Source organism: Phaeobacter sp. QD34_24 (assembly GCF_028890115.1).
Classification (GTDB): domain Bacteria; phylum Pseudomonadota; class Alphaproteobacteria; order Rhodobacterales; family Rhodobacteraceae; genus Phycobacter.
The window spans coordinates 81,634-99,080 of sequence record NZ_JARCJD010000011.1 but is presented as its reverse complement, the minus strand read 5'-3'; the positions used below and the strand labels follow the sequence as shown (position 1 = coordinate 99,080).

Genomic DNA, 17,447 nt, shown 5'->3' with positions numbered 1-17,447 from the left:
GACCGGCGATTATTGAATTGGTATTTTGAGGAGAGCGAGATGACCGAGACTGCCCCCATCCAGCCGCGCCGCCCGGAACGGCTTTTGCTCCTTCTTCCGACCCTCGCCGTGCTGGCTGGCTGCGAAGGCCCGCTCGACTATGACCTGCGCGGACAATTCGGCGGTTTCAGCACCGCCGCCGCCGCCCAGAACGCCACCACCGACCGGCCTGCTGCCGATGAGCGCGGCCTGATCACCTACCCCTCCTACCAGGTGGTGGTGGCGCAGCGCGGTGACACCGTCGCGGATGTGGCCACCCGGGTGGGCTTGACCCCGACCGAACTGGCCCGGTTCAACGGCATGGAGCCGTCTGATCCCCTGCGCAAGGACGAGATTCTGGCGATGCCCCGCCGCGCGCCCACCAGCATCGCGCCCGGATCGGCCCAGCCGGGCGGCGTCGATATTGCCTCGCTTGCGGGACAAGCCATCGAGGCCGCGCCGCAAACCTCTCCCAACCCTGGATCCGTGACCACCACGACCCTGCAGCCCACGCCGCGGTCGGCGCCGGTCGAGGTCCAGGAGGGCCCCGAACCCATCCGCCACAAGGTGGTGCGCGGCGAAACCGCCTATACCATCTCGCGCCTTTACCAGGTGCCGGTGAAATCCCTGGCCGAGTGGAACGGGCTGGGCAGCGATTTTGCCATCCGCGAGGGCCAGTACCTGCTGATCCCGCTGAAGGACCAGCCTGCCCCTACCCGCACCGCCGAGGTGACCCCGCCGGGCGCGGGCAGCGCAACGCCAACACCGCCCAGCGCCACCAAACCCCTGCCCACCGAAGAGGTCGCTCCGGCCTCCGAGGCCGTGGCAGCGGTGCCCACGGTGAAGGTGCCCGAACCCACCCGCCAAAGCGACGCCGCCCTGGCCTATCCGTTGCAGGGCAAGATCATCTCCACCTATTCCAAGGGCAAGAACGAAGGCATCGATATCGCGGGCACGCCCGGCCAGGCGGTGAAATCCGCCGAGGCGGGCACAGTGGCCGCCATCACCAAGGATTCCAAGAACATCCCGATCGTGGTGATCCGCCACTCCAACAAGCTGCTGACGCTTTACGTCAATGTGACGGATATCTCGGTGAAGAAGGGCGAGGCGGTGAAGCGCGGCCAGCCCATTGCCAAGTTGCGCGATGGCAAGGATGCCTTTTTGCACTTCGAGGTCCGCAACGGCTATGAAAGCCTCGACCCACTCCCCTATCTAAACTGACCAGACCCTAGGCCGAACGGGAGCGCTGACCGAGCCGTCTAGCTCTCCGGATCGGTGCGATTTGAGGGGAACCGGATCATGTCGGGGAATGCGGGCAGCCAGCTTTCGCGGCGCCCGGTCCAGAGCTCGTAGCTCGGCACCAGTTGATCCGGTGCATCCATCGCTCCCAGGTGCACTTCGATCTCCTCATCGCTGCGGGCAAAAACGGACGATCCGCAGCGCGGACAGAAATGCCGCCCCTGATAGGCCCGGCTTTCGCCCGCGATCGTGACCATGTCGCCGCGAAACACCGCCGCCGCATAGAACAGCGCGCCATGATGTTTGCGGCAATCCAGGCAATGGCAGATCCCCACGCGCAAGGGCGCCCCTTGCGCGACAACTCGCAGCGCGCCGCAGAGGCATCCGGCGGTATATGTCTGCTGCGACGGGTCCATGCCTCAGCTGAGCGAAACACCGTGTCGCCCGGCCAGATCGGTGAAATACTGCCAGGCCACCCGGCCCGAACGCGCACCGCGCGTCGCCTGCCACTCCACCGCTTCGGCGCGCAGCACCTCCGGGTCGACCGTGACGCCATAGGCGGTGCAATAGCCCGCGATCATAGACAGGAATTCGTCCTGATCGCAGGGGTGGAAGCCCAGCCACAGACCAAAGCGATCGGAGAGTGAAACCTTCTCCTCCACCGCCTCTGAGGGATTGATGGCGCTGGAGCGTTCGTTTTCGATCATGTCGCGCGGCATCAGGTGGCGCCGGTTCGAGGTGGCATAGAAGACCACGTTTTCGGGCCGCCCCTCGATGCCGCCATCCAGCACCGCCTTCAGGCTCTTGTAGTGCTGATCGTCATGGCTGAACGAGAGGTCATCGCAGAACAGGATGAACCGCTTGGAAGAGGCGCGCAGATGGTTCAGAAGCCGCGCCACCGAAGGCAGATCCTCGCGCTGCAGTTCCACCAGTTTCAGATCGGGATGATCGGCGATCAGCGCGCCATGCACCGCCTTTACCAGGCTCGATTTCCCCATGCCGCGCGCGCCCCACAATAGCGCATTGTTGGCGGCCGACCCTTCGGCAAACCGACGGGTGTTTTCAAGCAGCGTATCGCGCGAGCGGTCGATGCCCACCAGCAGCTCCAGATCGACCCGGTTCACCGCCTCTACCGGGGCCAGCCGATCCGGGGAGACATGCCAGACAAAGGCGGGCGCCGCATCGAAATCGGGCGCTTCCAGGGGCGCGGGCGACATCCGCTCCAGGGCCTCGGCAATGCGGTTCAATGCGTCCTCAGTCATCGGTACTGTCATGGGGTCCTCCGTCCTTGCTTGCGGAGGTGACAAAGCATGTTCGGAGCCGGGCAACAAGCCGCTTTGCCACCCGGATGCATGCAAAAGGGGCGACACCTGCGTGCCGCCCCTTGTCTTCTCTCGGTTCAGTGAGTGTATGCCGCCCTATGGGGACAGAATGGTCCTTTAGGCGGCCTGGGCTTTTTCCATCTCCTCGGAAAAGCTCTTGAAAAACTTGGCGGCCAGTTTCTTGGCCGTGCTCTGGATCAGGCGGCTGCCCAGCTGCGCCAGCTTGCCGCCGATATCGGCCTTGGCCGTGTAGGACAGCAGCGTGCCGCCATCCTGTTCTGTCAACACCACCTCGGCGCCGCCCTTGGCAAAGCCCGCGGCACCGCCATTGCCCTGCCCGGTCAGCGAGAAGCGTTCCGGCGGGGCGTCAGGGGACAGGGTCACCTGGCCCGAGAATTTCGCCTTCACCGGGCCGATCTTCAGCACCACCTTGGCCTCCAGCTCGGTGTCGGAATGTTTGATCAGCTCCTCGCAGCCGGGGATCGCCTTTTGCAGCACCTCCGGGTCATTGAGAGCCGCATAGACCTCGTCACGCGGGGCATTGATGAAGATTTCGTCGTTCAGTTCCATGTGGGTTGTCCTTCTAGCAACAGGGAAATTTGACGGTGGCCAGAACCTTGGCCTGCTCGTCACTCAATTCGGGAAACAGGCGTCGCCACAGGCTGCGGGTCAGGGGGCCTACCAGACGCCGGGTAAAATCAGCCATCTGCCACCTCCCGGCGCTGAAGCGCCCGGCGGCGCTGCACCAGCTCGGCAAGGATCGACAGGGCGATCTCATCCGGGGTGATGGCGTGGATATCGATGCCCGCAGGCGCCTTCACCGTGGCAAGCGCCGCTTCGGACACGCCCTTGTCCTTCAATCGCTGCGACAGGGTCGCGAATTTCCGGCGACTGCCGACAAAGCCGATATAACGCGCCTTCTGCGTGAGCGCCCGGCTGAGCGCAGCCTCGTCGCCGCGTCCTTGCGTGGCGACCACCACGAAGGGCGCGCTGTCCCAGATCGGATGCGCGTCGAAATGCTCCACCACCCGGTCGGGCATGGGCAGATCGACCTGCTGCGGCCCCGGCAGGCACAATGTGCGGTCGAACTCAAACCGCGCCGACAATTCCACCAGCGCCTGCGCCACCGGGCCGGAGCCACAGACCACCAGGGCAGGCAGCGGCAAAACCGGTTCCACGAAGATATCCAGGACACCCTTGCTGGGGCAGCCGTTGCGGGCGTATTTGATGCCGTCGCGCTCCTCGCCTGCGCTGACGCCCGCCTCGGCGAGCAATTCTTCCGGCCCAATCGACAGAAGCTGCGGCGCGCCTGTTTCGATCGCCTCGCGGGCCGCGCGACCCACGGCGCCGCGCACGCAGCCGCCACCCAGGAAACCGACGACGATCTCGCCCTTGGCGTCGATCAACGCCTTTGATCCCGGCTTGGCCGAGGTCGCCGCCACGGTGCGCACCACGGTCGCCATGGCAAAGGGTTCGCCAGCGCTGCGCCGGGCCTCTGTTTCGCGGGCCAGATCCTGTTCCAGCCGTGGTCCAAGTGCGGAATGTCCTGCCATGATGAAACTCATATCGCCCCCAGTTTTTGATCGAGGCTGGCCAGCGCCTCCAGCGTGTTGGCCGCCTCGAACAGATCCAAATACGGCAGCGCCGCCGCCATGCCGCGTGCAATCGGCTCGTAGCCCTGCCAGCCCTTCAGCGGATTGAGCCAGACGATCCGGCAACCACGCCGCTTCAGCGCCTGCAAGCCTGCTGCCATATGGTCCGGCGGGTCGCTGTCGTAGCCATCCGACAGGATGATCACCACCGAGCGCCCATCGACGAAGCGGCGTGCATAGGTGGTGGCAAAATGCGTGAGCGCGCCGCCGATGCAGCTGCCGCCGCCGATACCTTCGGCCATCAGGGTGACGCGGTTCAGGGCGCGCATCGGGTCCTCTTCACGCAGGGCATCGGCAATCCGCACAAGCCGGGTGTGAAAGAGGTACGCGTCCGACGCCGCATCGGCCCGCATCAGCCCCGCAAGAAACGCCAGGAAGGGGCGCGCATAGACCAGCATGGATCCCGAGACATCACACAGGGCAACGATCTTCACAGGCCGGTCGGGACGGTTCCGCCGCGCAAGCCTGAGGGGAACACCGCCGGTGGCCACCGCCTTGCGGATGGTGCGGCGGAAGTCCACCGCCCTGCCCCGCCGCGCCGCCTTGCGCCTGCGGGAGCGCCTGTCGCGCAGGGCCTGCCCCAACCGCACGGCAACCTCTTCGGCCTGACGGATATCTTCCGGGTCCACCAGATCGCGCAGATCCTTCTTCATCAGGTTCTTCACATCTGACGCAACAAGCCGCCCCACGCCGTCGCTTTCCGCCCCGCCGCCGCCGCTGCCGCCGGGGGCCTGAATTGTGCCTGTACCTTCTGCCTCTGTTTCGCCTGCGTCCTTGCGGGTGGCGCGCATGTCGTCGCTCTTGTTTTTATTGTCGCTGGGCACGGTCTTTTGCCGAACCCGGCCCGCATCCATCCAGAAGCTGTCAAAGAGAGTGTCGAACCGCTCCACATCCTCGGCCCGGCCTGCGCAGACGGCCCGCAATGCGGCGCGGGCCTCAGACGGGTCGCTTGCCTCCACCGCCCCAAGCGCCGCCAGCGCGGTGCCGGTTTCGGCCACCCCCAGCGCAAATCCATGGGCGCGCAGATGCGCCATGAAGCCCGCAACGCGGGCGCCGGGGCCGGGATCGCGGCCTGCGAATTTCGTCACCCGGCTCATGCGGCGCGCCCCGCCAGCCGCTGCGCGACCTCTGCCGGAACCGCACCGCGGTCGGCTTCGGTCTTCAGCAAGGTTGCCATGGCCGCCATCAGGGCAGCGGGATCTTCGGTGAGATCCGCAACGCCGAGGCCAGAGAGCGCGGCGGCAAAATCCAGCATCTCGGCCACGCCGGGTTTCTTCACCAGATCTTCCTTGCGCAGATCCTGCACGAAGCCGACGATCTGCCCTGCAAGGGCGGCGCTCAGCCCCGGACAGCGGGCGTCCAGAATGGCGAGTTCCGTCTTGCGGTCGGGATAGTCGACATGAGCGTAAAGGCAGCGGCGCCGCAGCGCGTCCGACAGATCGCGGGTGCCATTGGCCGTGAGGATCACCAAGGGTCGGCTTTTTGCGGTGATGGTGCCAAGCTCCGGCACGGTGATCTGGAAATCCGCGAGCACCTCCAGAAGGTAGGCCTCGAATTCCTCATCGGCGCGGTCGATCTCGTCAATCAGCAGCACCGGGGATATGTCCTGCCGGATGGCCTGCAACAGCGGGCGCTCCAACAGGTAGTCCTCTGAGAATATCTGCGCCTCAGCCTCTTTCCCGGTCTTGCCGGAGGCCTGGATCGCCAGCAGTTGGCGCTGGTAATTCCATTCATAGATCGCCTGTGCCGCGTCCAGCCCTTCATAGCATTGCAGCCGGATCAGGCGCGTGTCCCGCGCGGCAGCCAGGGCGCGGGCGATCTCGGTCTTGCCGACACCGGCAGCCCCTTCCAAGAGCAGCGGACGGCCCAGAGTCACCGCAAGATGCAGCGCCATCGCCAGATCATCGGAGGCGACATAGCCCTGTTCGGCCAAGTCTTTCTGAAGGTCGAGATAGGTCATGGATCAGATCCGACAGGTCGCTGCGCACGGCCCCATCGCGGGGCCGGGTTGGGGCGGAGATGGGAGGCCGCACGCGGCGGCCTCCCTCTTTTTAGTACGACTTAAGCCTTAGCCGTGCAGGCCCAGATCGTTGGCGGTCTTCCAGATCCGCCAGTGATCGTGGGGCATGTGGCTTTGGCGCAGGCCAAAGGCACGGAAGGCATCATGCACCGCGTTGGAGAAGGCCGGAACACCGCCCACATTGGGGCTTTCACCCACACCCTTGGCGCCGATCGGGTGATGCGGGCTGGGGGTTTCGGTGTGGTCGGTGGTGTAATGCGGCGTCTCAACGGCGGTCGGGATGAAGAAGTCCATCAGCGTGCCGGTCTTGCAGTTGCCCATATCGTCATAGGCAATCTCCTGCCCCATGGCGATGGCGAGCGCCTCGGTCAAACCACCGTGCACCTGACCTTCGATGACCATCGGGTTGATCCGGGTGCCGCAATCGTCCAGCGCGTAGAACTGGCGGATTTCATGCTCACCGGTGTCGACGTCGATCTCCATGACGCAGATATAGGCGCCAAAGGGATAGGTCATGTTGGGCGGGTCATAGTAGCTCACCGCCTCAAGCCCCGGCTCGACGCCCGGAATGGCCTGATTATAGGCCGCATAGGCGATGTCCTTCATGGTCTTGAAGCGCTCGGGCGCGCCCTTGACCACGAACCGGTCCACGTCCCATTCCAGGTCGTTGTCGTGCACTTCCAGCAAGTAAGCCGCGATCATCTGCGCCTTGGCGCGGATCTTGCGGCCCGCCATGGCAGTGGCAGCGCCTGCAACGGGTGTCGAGCGTGACCCATAGGTGCCCAGACCGTAAGGCGCGGTGTCGGTATCGCCTTCCTCGATGGTGATCGAGTCAGCCGAGAGACCGATCTCAGACGCCAGGATCTGCGCGAAGGTGGTCGCATGCCCCTGCCCTTGGCTGATGGTACCAAGGCGTGCAATGGCCGATCCGGTGGGGTGGATGCGGATCTCGCAGCTGTCGAACATCCCCATGCCGAGGATATCGCAGTTCTTCACCGGGCCCGCACCGACGATCTCGGTGAAATGCGTCAGACCAATGCCCAGAAGCTTGCGCGTCTTCCCGGCCTTGAAGTCCTCCACCCGCTGCGCCTGCTCGGCGCGCAGCTCATCGTATTTGACCGCCGCCAGTGCCTTGTCCCAGGCGGAGTGATAATCGCCCGAGTCATATTCCCAGCCCAGTGCCGACTGATAGGGGAACTGGTCTTCGCGGATAAAGTTGATCCGGCGCAGCTCGGCTGCGTCCATGTTCAGCTCCATCGCCAGCACCTCGATCATGCGTTCGATGAAATAGGCGGCCTCCGTCACCCGGAAAGAGCAGCGATAGGCCACGCCGCCCGGCGCCTTGTTGGTATAGACGCCGTCAACGCCCACATAGGCGACCGGGATGTCATAGGATCCGGTGCAGATGTGGAAGAAACCGGCCGGGAACTTGGTCGGGTCGGCGCAGGCATCGAAGGCGCCGTGGTCGGCGGTCACATGGCAGTGCAGCCCGGTGATCTTGCCCTCCTTGGTGGCGCTGATCTTGCCCTTCATCCAGTAGTCACGGGCAAAGGCGGTGGCCATCAGGTTTTCCATCCGGTCCTCGATCCACTTCACCGGCTGGCCAGTGACGATGGTCGCCACGATGGAGCAGACATAGCCCGGATAGACGCCGACCTTGTTGCCGAAACCGCCGCCGATATCGGGGGAGATCACGCGGATGTTGTGCTCTTCGATCCCCGACAGAAGGCTGGCCACGGTGCGCACCACATGCGGCGCCTGGAAGGTGCCCCAGAGCGTCAGCTTGCCATTGATCTTGTCCATGCTGGCGACAGAGCCGCAGGGCTCCAGCGGGCACGGGTGGGTGCGGTGGTAATAGACCATCTCCTCGGCCACCACTTCGGCCTCGTCCAGAACCTGCTCGGTGGCTTCCTTGTCGCCCTCTTCCCAGAGGAAGATGTGGTTGTGATGGCGACGGGGGCCGTGAGCGCCCTCTTTCTCGTCCTTGATGTCCTCGCGCAGGACGATGTCGGACTGCAGCGCCTCGAAGGGGTCGACCAGAACCGGAAGTTCCTCGTATTCCACCTCGACGAGTTCCACCGCGTCGGCGGCGATATAGCGGTCCTTGGCGACGACAAAGGCGACCTCCTGGCCCTGGAACAGCACCTTGCCATCGGCCAGCACCATCTGCTTGTCGCCGGCAAGGGTCGGCATCCAGTGCAGCGCCAGCGGCTCCAGATCCTTGGCGGTCAGCACGGCGACGACGCCATCCAGCGCCATGGCGGCATCGATATTGATCGATTTCACCCGCGCATGGGCATAGGGTGAGCGCACGAAATCCCCGTGCAGCATGCCCGGCAGATTGACGTCATCGACGTACTTGCCCTTGCCTTGGGTGAAACGCGCATCCTCGACCCGCTTGCGCGAGCAGCCCATCCCCTTGAGGTTGTCGATCCGTTCCTGACGGTCCTCCAGATCCTTCATTGTGCTGCCTCCTTGGATGCGTTGAGTTCAGCCGCGGCGGCGAGGATCGCCTTGACGATATTCTGATAGCCGGTGCAGCGGCAGAGGTTGCCGGCGATGCCGAAACGGACCTCTTCCTCGGTCGGGTTGGGGTTTTCCTGCAGCAGGCGATAGGCCCGCGTGATCATGCCGGGGGTGCAGAAGCCGCACTGAAGCCCGTGATGTTCGCGGAACATTTCCTGCAGCACGTGCATGCCGTCAGGCGTTGCGATGCCTTCAATGGTGGTGATCTCGGCGCCATCCGCTTGCGCTGCAAACATGGTGCAGGATTTCACCGATTTGCCGTCGATATCGACGGTGCAGGCGCCGCAATGCGAGGTCTCGCAGCCCACATGCGGGCCGGTCAGTTTCAGCGTCTCGCGCAGGGTGTGCACCAAAAGCTCACGCGGTTCGGCGGCGACTTCGTGCTTCTCGCCGTTCACCGTCAGGGTGATGATTTGTTTTCCCATGGTCTCCTCCCTCAGGCCCGCGACCAGGCGCGTTCGATGGCCCGGCGCAGGATGACGCCAGCCACGTGTTTCTTGAATTCAACCGGTCCGCGGTTGTCCTCGGTCGGGTCGATGTCGCCCAGCATGGCACTGACCGCATCCGAGACGGCATCGGCGCCGCAGTCACTGCCGACCAAGGCCGCGCCTGCATCGGCGGAAAACACCGGCGTGTCGCTGAGATTGGTCATCGCGATCGAGGCCGAGGCGACCTTGCCGTCCACCTTTTCCAGGATCACAGCCGCCGCCGCCGTGGCGTAATCGCCGATCTTGCGTTTTTGCTTTTCATAGGCCTGCCCGCCCTTGGGTGCGGCAAAGGAGATCTTGGTCAGGATCTCGTCATCCTCGCGGTCGGTCATATAGGCCGCCTCGTAGAAGTCGCGCGCCTGAACCTCGCGGGTGCCATCCGGCCCCTGCAGGGTGAAGGTGGCATCCAGGCACTGCATCAGCCCGGGCATATCGTTGCCCGGATCGCCATTGGCCACATTGCCGCCAATGGTGCCCACATAGCGCACCTGCGGATCGGCGATCAGCAGTGCCGCCTCGCGCATGATCGGAGCAGCCGCCGCCAGTTCATCGCTGGTGATCAGCTCGTGCTGGGTGGTCATCGCGCCGATGGTGATTGTGCCACCTTCGACAGCGATGCCCTTCAGCTCGGTAATCGCCTGCAGATCGATCAGATGCGGTACATCGGCCATGCGCAGTTTCATCATCGGGATCAGGCTGTGCCCGCCTGCCATGACGCGGGCATCGTCGCCGTGCTCTTCCAGTACCGCCAGGGCCGCCGCAATACTGCCGGGTCGGTGGTATTCAAACTCTGAGGGTATCATCCGTTTCCTCCCTGAATTCCGGATTGGCCACAGTAAAGGGCGCTGCATGCGCCTGAGCGAGAAGCGGGAAACGACCGCCGAAGCCGGGTTCACGAAATGCGAATGAGCTGCACGAGTTGCGAAAACATGCCCTATGGACGAATTCACTTTAATGAATGCATTTCAAAGTTGAGCATATCGCTGAGTCGACAATCGCATACCGGATGCGCACCACATATCGAGACCCAAACCAGGTAAACCCTGCCCCTTGATCCTCACAGATCCCACTCACCGCAATCCGGGGAAATTCGCCCTGACGTATCAGCATCACGAGGGGGGCTGGGCCGAAAGGCACCATCAGACCTGGCCCAGCGCGCGGTGCAAACCTTTGAGGCATTGAAAAGATGTTCAGGGGCTGGATGCGCGAGGGTAGACGCCGGGCTTACATGCCCAGACGGGCGCGGACCTCTGCCAGGCGGGACCGGCTGACCGGCACCTTGGGCAGCGCCGGCGTATCGTCGAAATAGCAGACGCCGTTGTCCTTCTTGCGCTCGAAACTGGTGACGTGATCCAGGTTGACCAGATAACTGCGATGGGTGCGGATGAAGATATCGGCGCCGGTGCGGGCCTCCGCCTCGGAGATCGACCAGGGGCAGAACAGCTTGGCATTGCCACTGTAAAGCACGGTGTAATGCCCCTCGGCCCGGATCGCCGAGACATTGTCGGGACTGATGAAATGGGTACGGGCATCCGATTCATAGGGAATGCGGCGCTCTGCCTGCGCATCCGGTTTGGGTGTCGCGCCGCCACTGCTGGCCAGTTCGGCACTGGCGTCGCTGGGCTGTCGGCCATTGAGCGCTGCGGCAGAGGACGCCTCTGCCTGATCCTCCGGCGCCTTTGCTGCCCCGCCGCCCTGCCCGCCCAGGCGGGTGGCGAATGTGGCCCCGGACAACAGGAAACTGCCCGACAGCACAAAGGCCGAAAGCGTCACCCCAAAGGCCAGCACGCCCCGGCTCATCGGGGGGACGAAGGTGGTCTGTTCCTCGGCCAGGGAAAAACCGGTCCCGGCCATGGCAATGAAATGCACCGCAAAGACGGCAATGCCGAACCCGAAGGTGCCCATCACGATATTGCGGGCACTGCGTCGGCCGTAGGACACCTGGAACGACGCCATGCTCAGCGCGATGGAAGCGGCAAAGGCCATCGCCACCTGCGGCACGGTATAGCTCGGCACGCAGAGTTCCATGCCCGACATGCCGATGTAATGCATCGCCGCGATGCCGCTGCCCATGATGATGCCCGCCAGCATGATCTTGGCCCGGGTGCGGGTTCCAAAATGCACGATGAGCAGCGCCAGCCCCATGAAGAGGATCGCCGTCAGCGCCGAAATCAGGGTGACCAGCGGATCAAAGTAATAGGCAACCGGCAGCTCCAGCCCCAGCATCGCCACGAAATGCATCGACCAGATGCCGCTGCCCAGGATCACCGAGGCCACCGAGACCACGATCTTGCGCACCGGCGGCGACATCTGCGAGGCCCCCTGGGTCAGTGACAGGCCGGAAAAGCCCGCAATCAAGGCAATGGTCAAAGATGCCAGGACAAACAGGTAGTTGTGGCTGTAGTCGAGCAAAAGGGCCTCCCTTCCCATTGAGCTCCTATAGCTGCAAGCCGCGCCTGTCCGGCCAAGACCGGGCCGCGCGCCCATAGCATAGACCTATAGTTGAAACCCCGTCACCATCCAATTTACGCTTGAAACAACAGGGGGCGCAGCCGGTTCGGTTGCGCCCCCTTGGTTTTCTGATCGACGGATTACCTGTCGTCATCCTCCGCGTCGAATTCGGCCATCAGAGGATCCTCTTCATCCTCGTCGTCATAATAGCCTTCCTCGCGCAGCTTTTCTTCGCGCTTCTTCTCGACCCGGCCGACCAGGAAGATCGAAATCTCGTAAAGGCCATAGACCACGGTAAAGAGGATCAGCTGGGTGATCACATCCGGCGGCGTCACCAGGGCGGCCAGCACCAGGATGGCCACAACCGCATATTTGCGCACCGAGCCCAAGCCTTCGGCGCTGACCAGACCGGCCTTGCCCATCAAGGTCAGCAGCACCGGCAGCTGGAAGCATAGGCCAAAGGCCATGATGAACTTCAGCGTGATATCCAGCGACTCGTTCACCTTGCCAAAGAAGGTGATACGCACGCCCTCGGCGGTTTCCGGCACCACGGCAGCATCGGCCGGCAGGTCATCCACCGCCCCCGACAGCAGGTTGGCAAAGATCGACGAGACATCCGCAAAGCCCAGGAAAAAGGCCATCGCCAGCGGGGTGACGACGAAATGCGCAAAGGACGCCCCCAGGAGGAACATCACCGGCGCCGCGATCAGGAAGGGCAGAAAGGCGTTCTTCTCGCTCTTGTAGAGGCCCGGCGCCACGAAGCGCCACAGCTGGAAGCCGATCACCGGGAAAGACAGCGCAAAGCCGAAGACCATGGAGATGCGAAACAGCGTGAACAGGTATTCCTGCGGGCTGGTGTACTGCAAGGTGGGCGAGGGATCGCCCAGTTCGCGCAGGGTCGCCTCGATTGGCGCCAGGAGGAACTGCAGGATCGGCTCGGCCACGGTGAAGGCCAGCACGATCCCGACGATAAAGGCCCCGACCGCCCGGATCAGGCGGGTGCGCAGCTCGGCCAGATGCTCGATCAGCGGCGCGGAGGAATCCTCGATCTCTTCGGATTGGCTCATGATTTGGTCTCTTTATCCTCAGCAGCGGGGGCAGCGCCTGCCTCCAGCTCCTTTTCGGCCGCCTCGGCATAGGCCAGCGCCTCCTGCGCCTCCTTGGCCTTGCGTTCAGCAGCAGCGCGGGCCGTGGCCGCCTGGATCTTCTTGGCGTCAGCGGCACGTTCTGCGGCCAGCTTGCCGGTTTCGCTGTCTGCGTCAAACTTGGTCGGATCGATGGATTTGGCCATGTCCTGCGCCGCCTCCTTCACCCCGTCCATGGCGGTGCCGACCGGATTGGTGGCGGCCTTCAGCCCCTTGGCCACGTCCTTGACGCCCGCCTCGTCGGCGGCATCGTTCATCGCTCGGCTGAATTCGCGGGCCATGCCCTTGGCTTTGCCCACGAAGCGGCCCACGTTGCGGAACAGCACCGGCAGGTCCTTGGGGCCGACCACGATCAGCGCGACCACCCCGACCACCATAAGTTCGGTCCACCCAAGATCGAACATGGCGGCTTAGGCCTTGTCTTTTTCGGTCTCGGGCGTGATGTCCTTCGCCTCCACGGCGGCGTCCTGCTCGATCTCTTCGGTGCTGTCCTTCACGCCCTTCTTGAAGGCGGTGATGCCCTTGCCGACTTCGCCCATCAGCGAGGAAATCTTGCCGCGGCCAAACAGGACCAGAACCACGACGGCGATCAGCAGAATGCCGGGAAGGCCAATATTGTTGAGCATGTGAGTGTCTCCTTCTTGTCCGGCGTCCATCCGCACCGGTTCATGTCTCTTTCATCCTTGGTTTTACGGGCGCATCCCCGCGTCGCAAAGATGCCGAAGCGCACTGCCGGTGCCCAGCGGGGCGAAAATCGCCTCCATAGGGGCAACACGAAAACCAACTGACAGGTTTATGTCAGTTGGACAGTGCTAGCACCAGCCTGTCACATCAGCAAGGAGACAGAGAAGATATGACCATCCATTCCCCCAACCCCGTGGCCGAAATCGTCACCTTCACCCTGGCACAGGGTGTCACCCCGGACGCCTTTGTGGCCCTCAGCCAGGACAGCGAGGCCTTCGTGCGTGCCCAGCCGGGCTTCATGGTCCGCCGCCTCAGCTGCGGCGCCGATGGCCGCTGGAGCGATCAGGTGGTCTGGCGCGACATGACCTCAGCCAAGGCCGCAGCCGAGGCGTTTCCCAAGCAGCCCTTTGCCGCTGCGCTGATGCAGGCGATTGAGCCCGGCAGCATCGATATGCGCCACGAAGACATCCTGTGGCAGATGGCGGCTTGACCAACCGGTGCGGCGCAGGCCAAGGCTAGGGCATGCGCCGCACCGACCGTCTTTTTGAAATCATCCAGATCCTGCGCGATGGGAAACTGCACCGCGCGCAGGACATTGCCGCGCGGCTGGAGGTCTCCACCCGCACCATCTATCGCGACATGGACACGCTGGTGGCCTCGGGCATACCGGTCGAAGGGGAGCGCGGCGTCGGCTATATGGTGCGCGAGGCGATCACCCTGCCCCCCCTGACATTGACCCCGGAAGAACTGGAAGCGCTGAACCTTGGCATGGCGATCGTCGCCGAGGCCGCCGATGCCGATCTCAAGGCCGCCGCACAATCGCTGGCGGCCAAGGTCGATGCGGTGCTGCCGACGGAAACCATTGCCGAGGCAGAGGCCTGGAAATTCGCCGTCTACCCCTTTGCCGATGCGGCGCGGGGCTTTGCCCAGATGCCGACCTTACGCGCCGCCATCAAGGCGCGTCAGAAATTGCAGATCACCTACCGCCGCATCAATGGCGAAGTGAGCGCGCGCAAGATCCGCCCATTGCACATGGAATACTGGGGTCGTGTCTGGACCCTCACCGCCTGGTGTGAGGCCCGCGAGGATTTCCGGGTCTTCCGCGTCGATCTGATTGAGGAGGCCACCGCCCTGCCCGAATTGTTCGTGGATGAACCGGGAAAGAGATTGGCGGATTACGATCCGATGTCGTCGGGCTAGGCGCCCTCAGACCAGCAACGCAGGATCACCGGGATCTGATCACCGGGGCCTGATCACCGGGAGCAGGTCACCGGGGCGCCTTCACCTAGGGCGTTGGGCGCGCCCGCTCGGCCACCCGGGCCCGCGATGCGGCAAGCTGCGCCCGGGCCGCCCGGGCCCGGTCTTGCAACCTGTCCTCGGACACTTCAGGAAGAGCGCCGCAGCGCACGGTGAAGCCCTTCAGATCGGTAAAGATCCATTGGGCAGCGATGAGTTGATAGCTCTTGAGATCCCAGCCCGATTCATCGGTTTCAAACCGCATGCGCCAGTTCCCAAGCACGCGGATTGGCAGCCGCAACCGGCGGATCCGCAGCATGGCATCATGTCCATTCATCGCCGTACGCAGACCTTCGGTGCGCAGTGCCTTGATCCGTTCAAGCAGCCCGCCGACATCCTGCAGGCGGCGACCGGCAAACAGCACCTCGATCTCTGCATCGGGCTGAACGACGCCCTTGATCAACAGGTCGCCCCGGCCGTTGCGCTGCAGGGTGGGGATAAGTTCCACCGGCACGTCCCGCAGCTCGCGCTTGAACAGGCCCGCGTCCTCGATCAGCGGTGTTATTTCCGTCTTGTCTCTACGTCTGTCCATATTTCGGAAGTCCACGCGTTTAACCCCATGCCGCGCAGGTCCAGGGTGCCAGACAGCGCGCGGTCGCAGAGCAGCTTATCTGATGGCGGTTAATAGGGCATTGAGCAGCCCCCGGCACGGGCAACGGCAGAGAATGAACAGCATTCAGACTTTGAAAACTCTGGCACGCCCTATAAATTCAGGGGGGCGGCATTTCAGCCGCGTTGGTCCTGGGCAACCTTTGTCTTTGATCGCAAAGCAATTGTAGAAGAACTGCGGTGATGGACAGGCCAGCCAGCGCGAATTCAAAGGAGCAATTCAATGGGGGACATCGACCCCTGTAAGAACCTGAACGGCCCGACACCCGAAAATCGGCGCGCACCGGAATGCTGCGGTGCAGTGCATTTTGTACAGGTCTTTCCCGGCCCAAAGAAGAAGAGCAATTCATGATCACCAAATTCGCCAAACCCATTCTACCGCTGACCTGCTGCGCCCTGCTGGCCGCCTGCGGCGGGGCTCCTGCCAGCAACGAGATGCGTTTAGACAGTGACGGAAATGGCCGTTTCAGTGGCACTGCGGGGGCCGGATGGACGCCGGAAGAGATTCGAACCCAAGTGTCCGCACAGATATGTGGCAACGCGCCTGTGGCCGAGTTCCGTGTCACGGTCCTGGCTACGGCACCGGATTACACGATCATTTCGGGCCGCTGTGCCTCCGGCACAGGCAGCCTATCCACAGTCGGCATGGGACAGAACCACGTCGCAACGGCGCCCGCAACGGCGGTCACGACACCAGTTGCAAACAATGCCACCTGGGATGGCTCCACCCCCTTCGTGGATTGACCGCTCAGCGCCTCTGACAAATGATGGGGAGACATGGCAATGCTCTCCCCTCACCCTCTCTAGCCCTTGGGGAAGACAAAGCACCGGTTGCGCGGCACGGTCAGCCAGAGGACACGCCCCACTTCAGGCAGGAACACGTTCGGCACCGTCACCTTCAGGAGCGAGCCGTCAAAATCCATGCGGAATTCCACCAGGCTTTCGTGACCCAAGAAACGCGCGCGCTCCACCACGCCACGGGCCGGGACGCCATCGCTGGGGGTGGGCAGCGGACCCTTGCCGGCGCGGTCGAAATCGATGCGCACGTGCTGGGGGCGAAAGACGATCTCCACATCGGTGCAATCGGGCACGCCGGGTGCCAGGAACTGCCCAAAGGGGGTTTCGGCCAGGGCACCGTTCACCTGCGCGTTCAACACATTGACGTCGCTGAAAAAGGCCACCGCTGCCTTGTCCACCGGGCGGGTATAGACATTGTAGGGCGCGCCCTGCTGCACGATCCGCCCGCCCCGCATCAGGGCGATTTCATCGGCCATGCGCATGGCTTCCTCGGGTTCATGGGTCACCAGCAAGACCGCCGTGTCCTCTTCGCGCAACAGCGTCAGGGTTTCATCGCGGATGCCATCGCGCAGCCGGTTATCAAGGCCCGAGAACGGCTCGTCCATCAGCATGATACGTGGGCGCGGCGCCAGGGCGCGGGCCAGTGCGACGCGCTGCTGCTCCCCGCCTGACAGCTGATGCGGGAAATCGTCGATGTATTTCGACAGCGACACCTTGGCGAGCAGCTCTTCTACCCGCGCACGTTTCTGATCCTTGGCGCCCTTCAGGCCGAAGGCCACGTTGTCGGCGACGCTCAGATGCGGAAACAGCGCGAAGTCCTGGAACATCAACCCGATCTCGCGCCGCTCGGGCGGCACTCGAAAGATGGTGTCGCAGATCAGCTTGCCATCCACATAGATCTCGCCCTCGTCCTGCATCTCGACGCCGGCGATCATGCGCAGGGTGGTGGACTTGCCGCAACCCGAAGGACCCAAAAGGCAGGTCACCTGCCCCGCCTGGATGGTGAGCGAGACATCATCCACCACCGCGCGCCCGTCAAAGAACCGCCGGATATTGCGGATTTCAAGACGGGGAACCGGGCGGGAGGGAGGGACAGATGCGGCGCTCATGGGCTCTCTTGTTCAAGCCGATCAAAACAATCGGAATTACCCGCAGATAGCAACCCCATGGGTCGCACGCAAGGGCGCCGTCCCCTGCCG

The 17,447-nt window shown here is 63.6% G+C and carries 20 protein-coding genes; 4 read left to right on the top strand and 16 right to left on the bottom strand.

What is annotated here, in order from left to right; translation table 11 throughout:
• The first annotated feature begins 39 nt into the window (after positions 1–39).
• Positions 40–1,239, top strand: coding sequence for a peptidoglycan DD-metalloendopeptidase family protein (locus tag PXK07_RS10760; protein ID WP_274848237.1), 1,200 nt, complete (start codon positions 40–42; stop codon positions 1,237–1,239).
• A 38-nt stretch (positions 1,240–1,277) separates the two neighbouring features.
• Here PXK07_RS10760 and PXK07_RS10755 read toward each other — a convergent pair whose 3' ends face one another.
• The 14 genes from PXK07_RS10755 to PXK07_RS10690 all read right to left on the bottom strand — a co-directional run bounded on the left by PXK07_RS10755 (position 1,278) and on the right by PXK07_RS10690 (position 13,487).
• The gene (locus PXK07_RS10755; protein ID WP_274848236.1) at positions 1,278–1,673 is read right to left on the bottom strand and encodes a GFA family protein; all 396 of its coding nucleotides are present in this window, start codon (positions 1,671–1,673) and stop codon (positions 1,278–1,280) included.
• A 3-nt stretch (positions 1,674–1,676) separates the two neighbouring features.
• The gene (locus tag PXK07_RS10750) at positions 1,677–2,519 is read right to left on the bottom strand and encodes an ATP-binding protein (protein ID WP_274848303.1); all 843 of its coding nucleotides are present in this window, start codon (positions 2,517–2,519) and stop codon (positions 1,677–1,679) included.
• Positions 2,520–2,696: 177 nt separating this feature from the next.
• The gene (locus PXK07_RS10745; protein WP_274848235.1) at positions 2,697–3,149 is read right to left on the bottom strand and encodes an SRPBCC family protein; all 453 of its coding nucleotides are present in this window, start codon (positions 3,147–3,149) and stop codon (positions 2,697–2,699) included.
• Between the two features lie 13 nt (positions 3,150–3,162).
• Positions 3,163–3,285, bottom strand: a complete 123-nt coding sequence (locus tag PXK07_RS10740; RefSeq protein WP_274848234.1) for a hypothetical protein — start codon at positions 3,283–3,285, stop codon at positions 3,163–3,165.
• Positions 3,278–4,132: an XdhC family protein gene (locus PXK07_RS10735; protein ID WP_274848233.1), complete on the bottom strand. Its 855-nt coding sequence runs from the start codon at positions 4,130–4,132 to the stop codon at positions 3,278–3,280. Before PXK07_RS10735 ends, PXK07_RS10740 begins: the two co-directional genes overlap by 8 nt.
• Positions 4,133–4,140: 8 nt before the next feature.
• Complete coding sequence (locus PXK07_RS10730; protein WP_274848232.1) at positions 4,141–5,328, bottom strand: vWA domain-containing protein; 1,188 nt, start codon at positions 5,326–5,328, stop codon at positions 4,141–4,143.
• Positions 5,325–6,191 carry an AAA family ATPase gene (locus PXK07_RS10725; RefSeq protein ID WP_274848231.1) on the bottom strand — a complete coding sequence of 289 codons (867 nt, stop codon included), beginning with the start codon at positions 6,189–6,191 and terminating at the stop codon, positions 5,325–5,327. Before PXK07_RS10725 ends, PXK07_RS10730 begins: the two co-directional genes overlap by 4 nt.
• 108 nt (positions 6,192–6,299) lie before the next feature.
• Positions 6,300–8,714 carry an aerobic carbon-monoxide dehydrogenase large subunit gene (locus PXK07_RS10720; RefSeq protein WP_274848229.1) on the bottom strand — a complete coding sequence of 805 codons (2,415 nt, stop codon included), beginning with the start codon at positions 8,712–8,714 and terminating at the stop codon, positions 6,300–6,302.
• Complete coding sequence (locus tag PXK07_RS10715; protein WP_274848228.1) at positions 8,711–9,202, bottom strand: (2Fe-2S)-binding protein; 492 nt, start codon at positions 9,200–9,202, stop codon at positions 8,711–8,713. The genes PXK07_RS10720 and PXK07_RS10715 overlap by 4 nt, the downstream gene beginning before the upstream one ends.
• Positions 9,203–9,213: 11 nt before the next feature.
• Entirely contained in the window at positions 9,214–10,068 is an 855-nt protein-coding gene (locus PXK07_RS10710; protein WP_274848227.1) for an FAD binding domain-containing protein, read from the bottom strand.
• Positions 10,069–10,489: 421 nt separating this feature from the next.
• Positions 10,490–11,677: an MHYT domain-containing protein gene (locus tag PXK07_RS10705; RefSeq protein ID WP_274848226.1), complete on the bottom strand. Its 1,188-nt coding sequence runs from the start codon at positions 11,675–11,677 to the stop codon at positions 10,490–10,492.
• Between the two features lie 179 nt (positions 11,678–11,856).
• The gene (gene tatC, locus PXK07_RS10700; protein ID WP_274848225.1) at positions 11,857–12,783 is read right to left on the bottom strand and encodes a twin-arginine translocase subunit TatC; all 927 of its coding nucleotides are present in this window, start codon (positions 12,781–12,783) and stop codon (positions 11,857–11,859) included.
• The gene (gene tatB / locus PXK07_RS10695) at positions 12,780–13,265 is read right to left on the bottom strand and encodes a Sec-independent protein translocase protein TatB (protein ID WP_274848223.1); all 486 of its coding nucleotides are present in this window, start codon (positions 13,263–13,265) and stop codon (positions 12,780–12,782) included. Before tatB ends, tatC begins: the two co-directional genes overlap by 4 nt.
• A gap of 6 nt (positions 13,266–13,271) precedes the next feature.
• Positions 13,272–13,487, bottom strand: coding sequence for a twin-arginine translocase TatA/TatE family subunit (locus tag PXK07_RS10690; RefSeq protein WP_274848221.1), 216 nt, complete (start codon positions 13,485–13,487; stop codon positions 13,272–13,274).
• A gap of 227 nt (positions 13,488–13,714) precedes the next feature.
• Between PXK07_RS10690 and PXK07_RS10685 the strand changes: the two genes are divergently transcribed.
• Positions 13,715–14,035, top strand: coding sequence for a hypothetical protein (locus tag PXK07_RS10685; RefSeq protein WP_274848220.1), 321 nt, complete (start codon positions 13,715–13,717; stop codon positions 14,033–14,035).
• Between the two features lie 32 nt (positions 14,036–14,067).
• Positions 14,068–14,745, top strand: coding sequence for a helix-turn-helix transcriptional regulator (locus PXK07_RS10680; RefSeq protein WP_274848218.1), 678 nt, complete (start codon positions 14,068–14,070; stop codon positions 14,743–14,745).
• An 85-nt stretch (positions 14,746–14,830) separates the two neighbouring features.
• Here PXK07_RS10680 and PXK07_RS10675 read toward each other — a convergent pair whose 3' ends face one another.
• Positions 14,831–15,373: a hypothetical protein gene (locus tag PXK07_RS10675; RefSeq protein ID WP_274848217.1), complete on the bottom strand. Its 543-nt coding sequence runs from the start codon at positions 15,371–15,373 to the stop codon at positions 14,831–14,833.
• Positions 15,374–15,798: 425 nt separating this feature from the next.
• On the opposite strand from PXK07_RS10675, the gene PXK07_RS10670 reads away from it, so the two are divergent.
• Positions 15,799–16,194 carry a hypothetical protein gene (locus PXK07_RS10670; RefSeq protein WP_274848216.1) on the top strand — a complete coding sequence of 132 codons (396 nt, stop codon included), beginning with the start codon at positions 15,799–15,801 and terminating at the stop codon, positions 16,192–16,194.
• A 59-nt stretch (positions 16,195–16,253) separates the two neighbouring features.
• On the opposite strand, the gene PXK07_RS10665 is transcribed toward PXK07_RS10670, so the two are convergent.
• Positions 16,254–17,357 carry an ABC transporter ATP-binding protein gene (locus PXK07_RS10665; RefSeq protein ID WP_274848215.1) on the bottom strand — a complete coding sequence of 368 codons (1,104 nt, stop codon included), beginning with the start codon at positions 17,355–17,357 and terminating at the stop codon, positions 16,254–16,256.
• Positions 17,358–17,447: the final 90 nt, after the last annotated feature.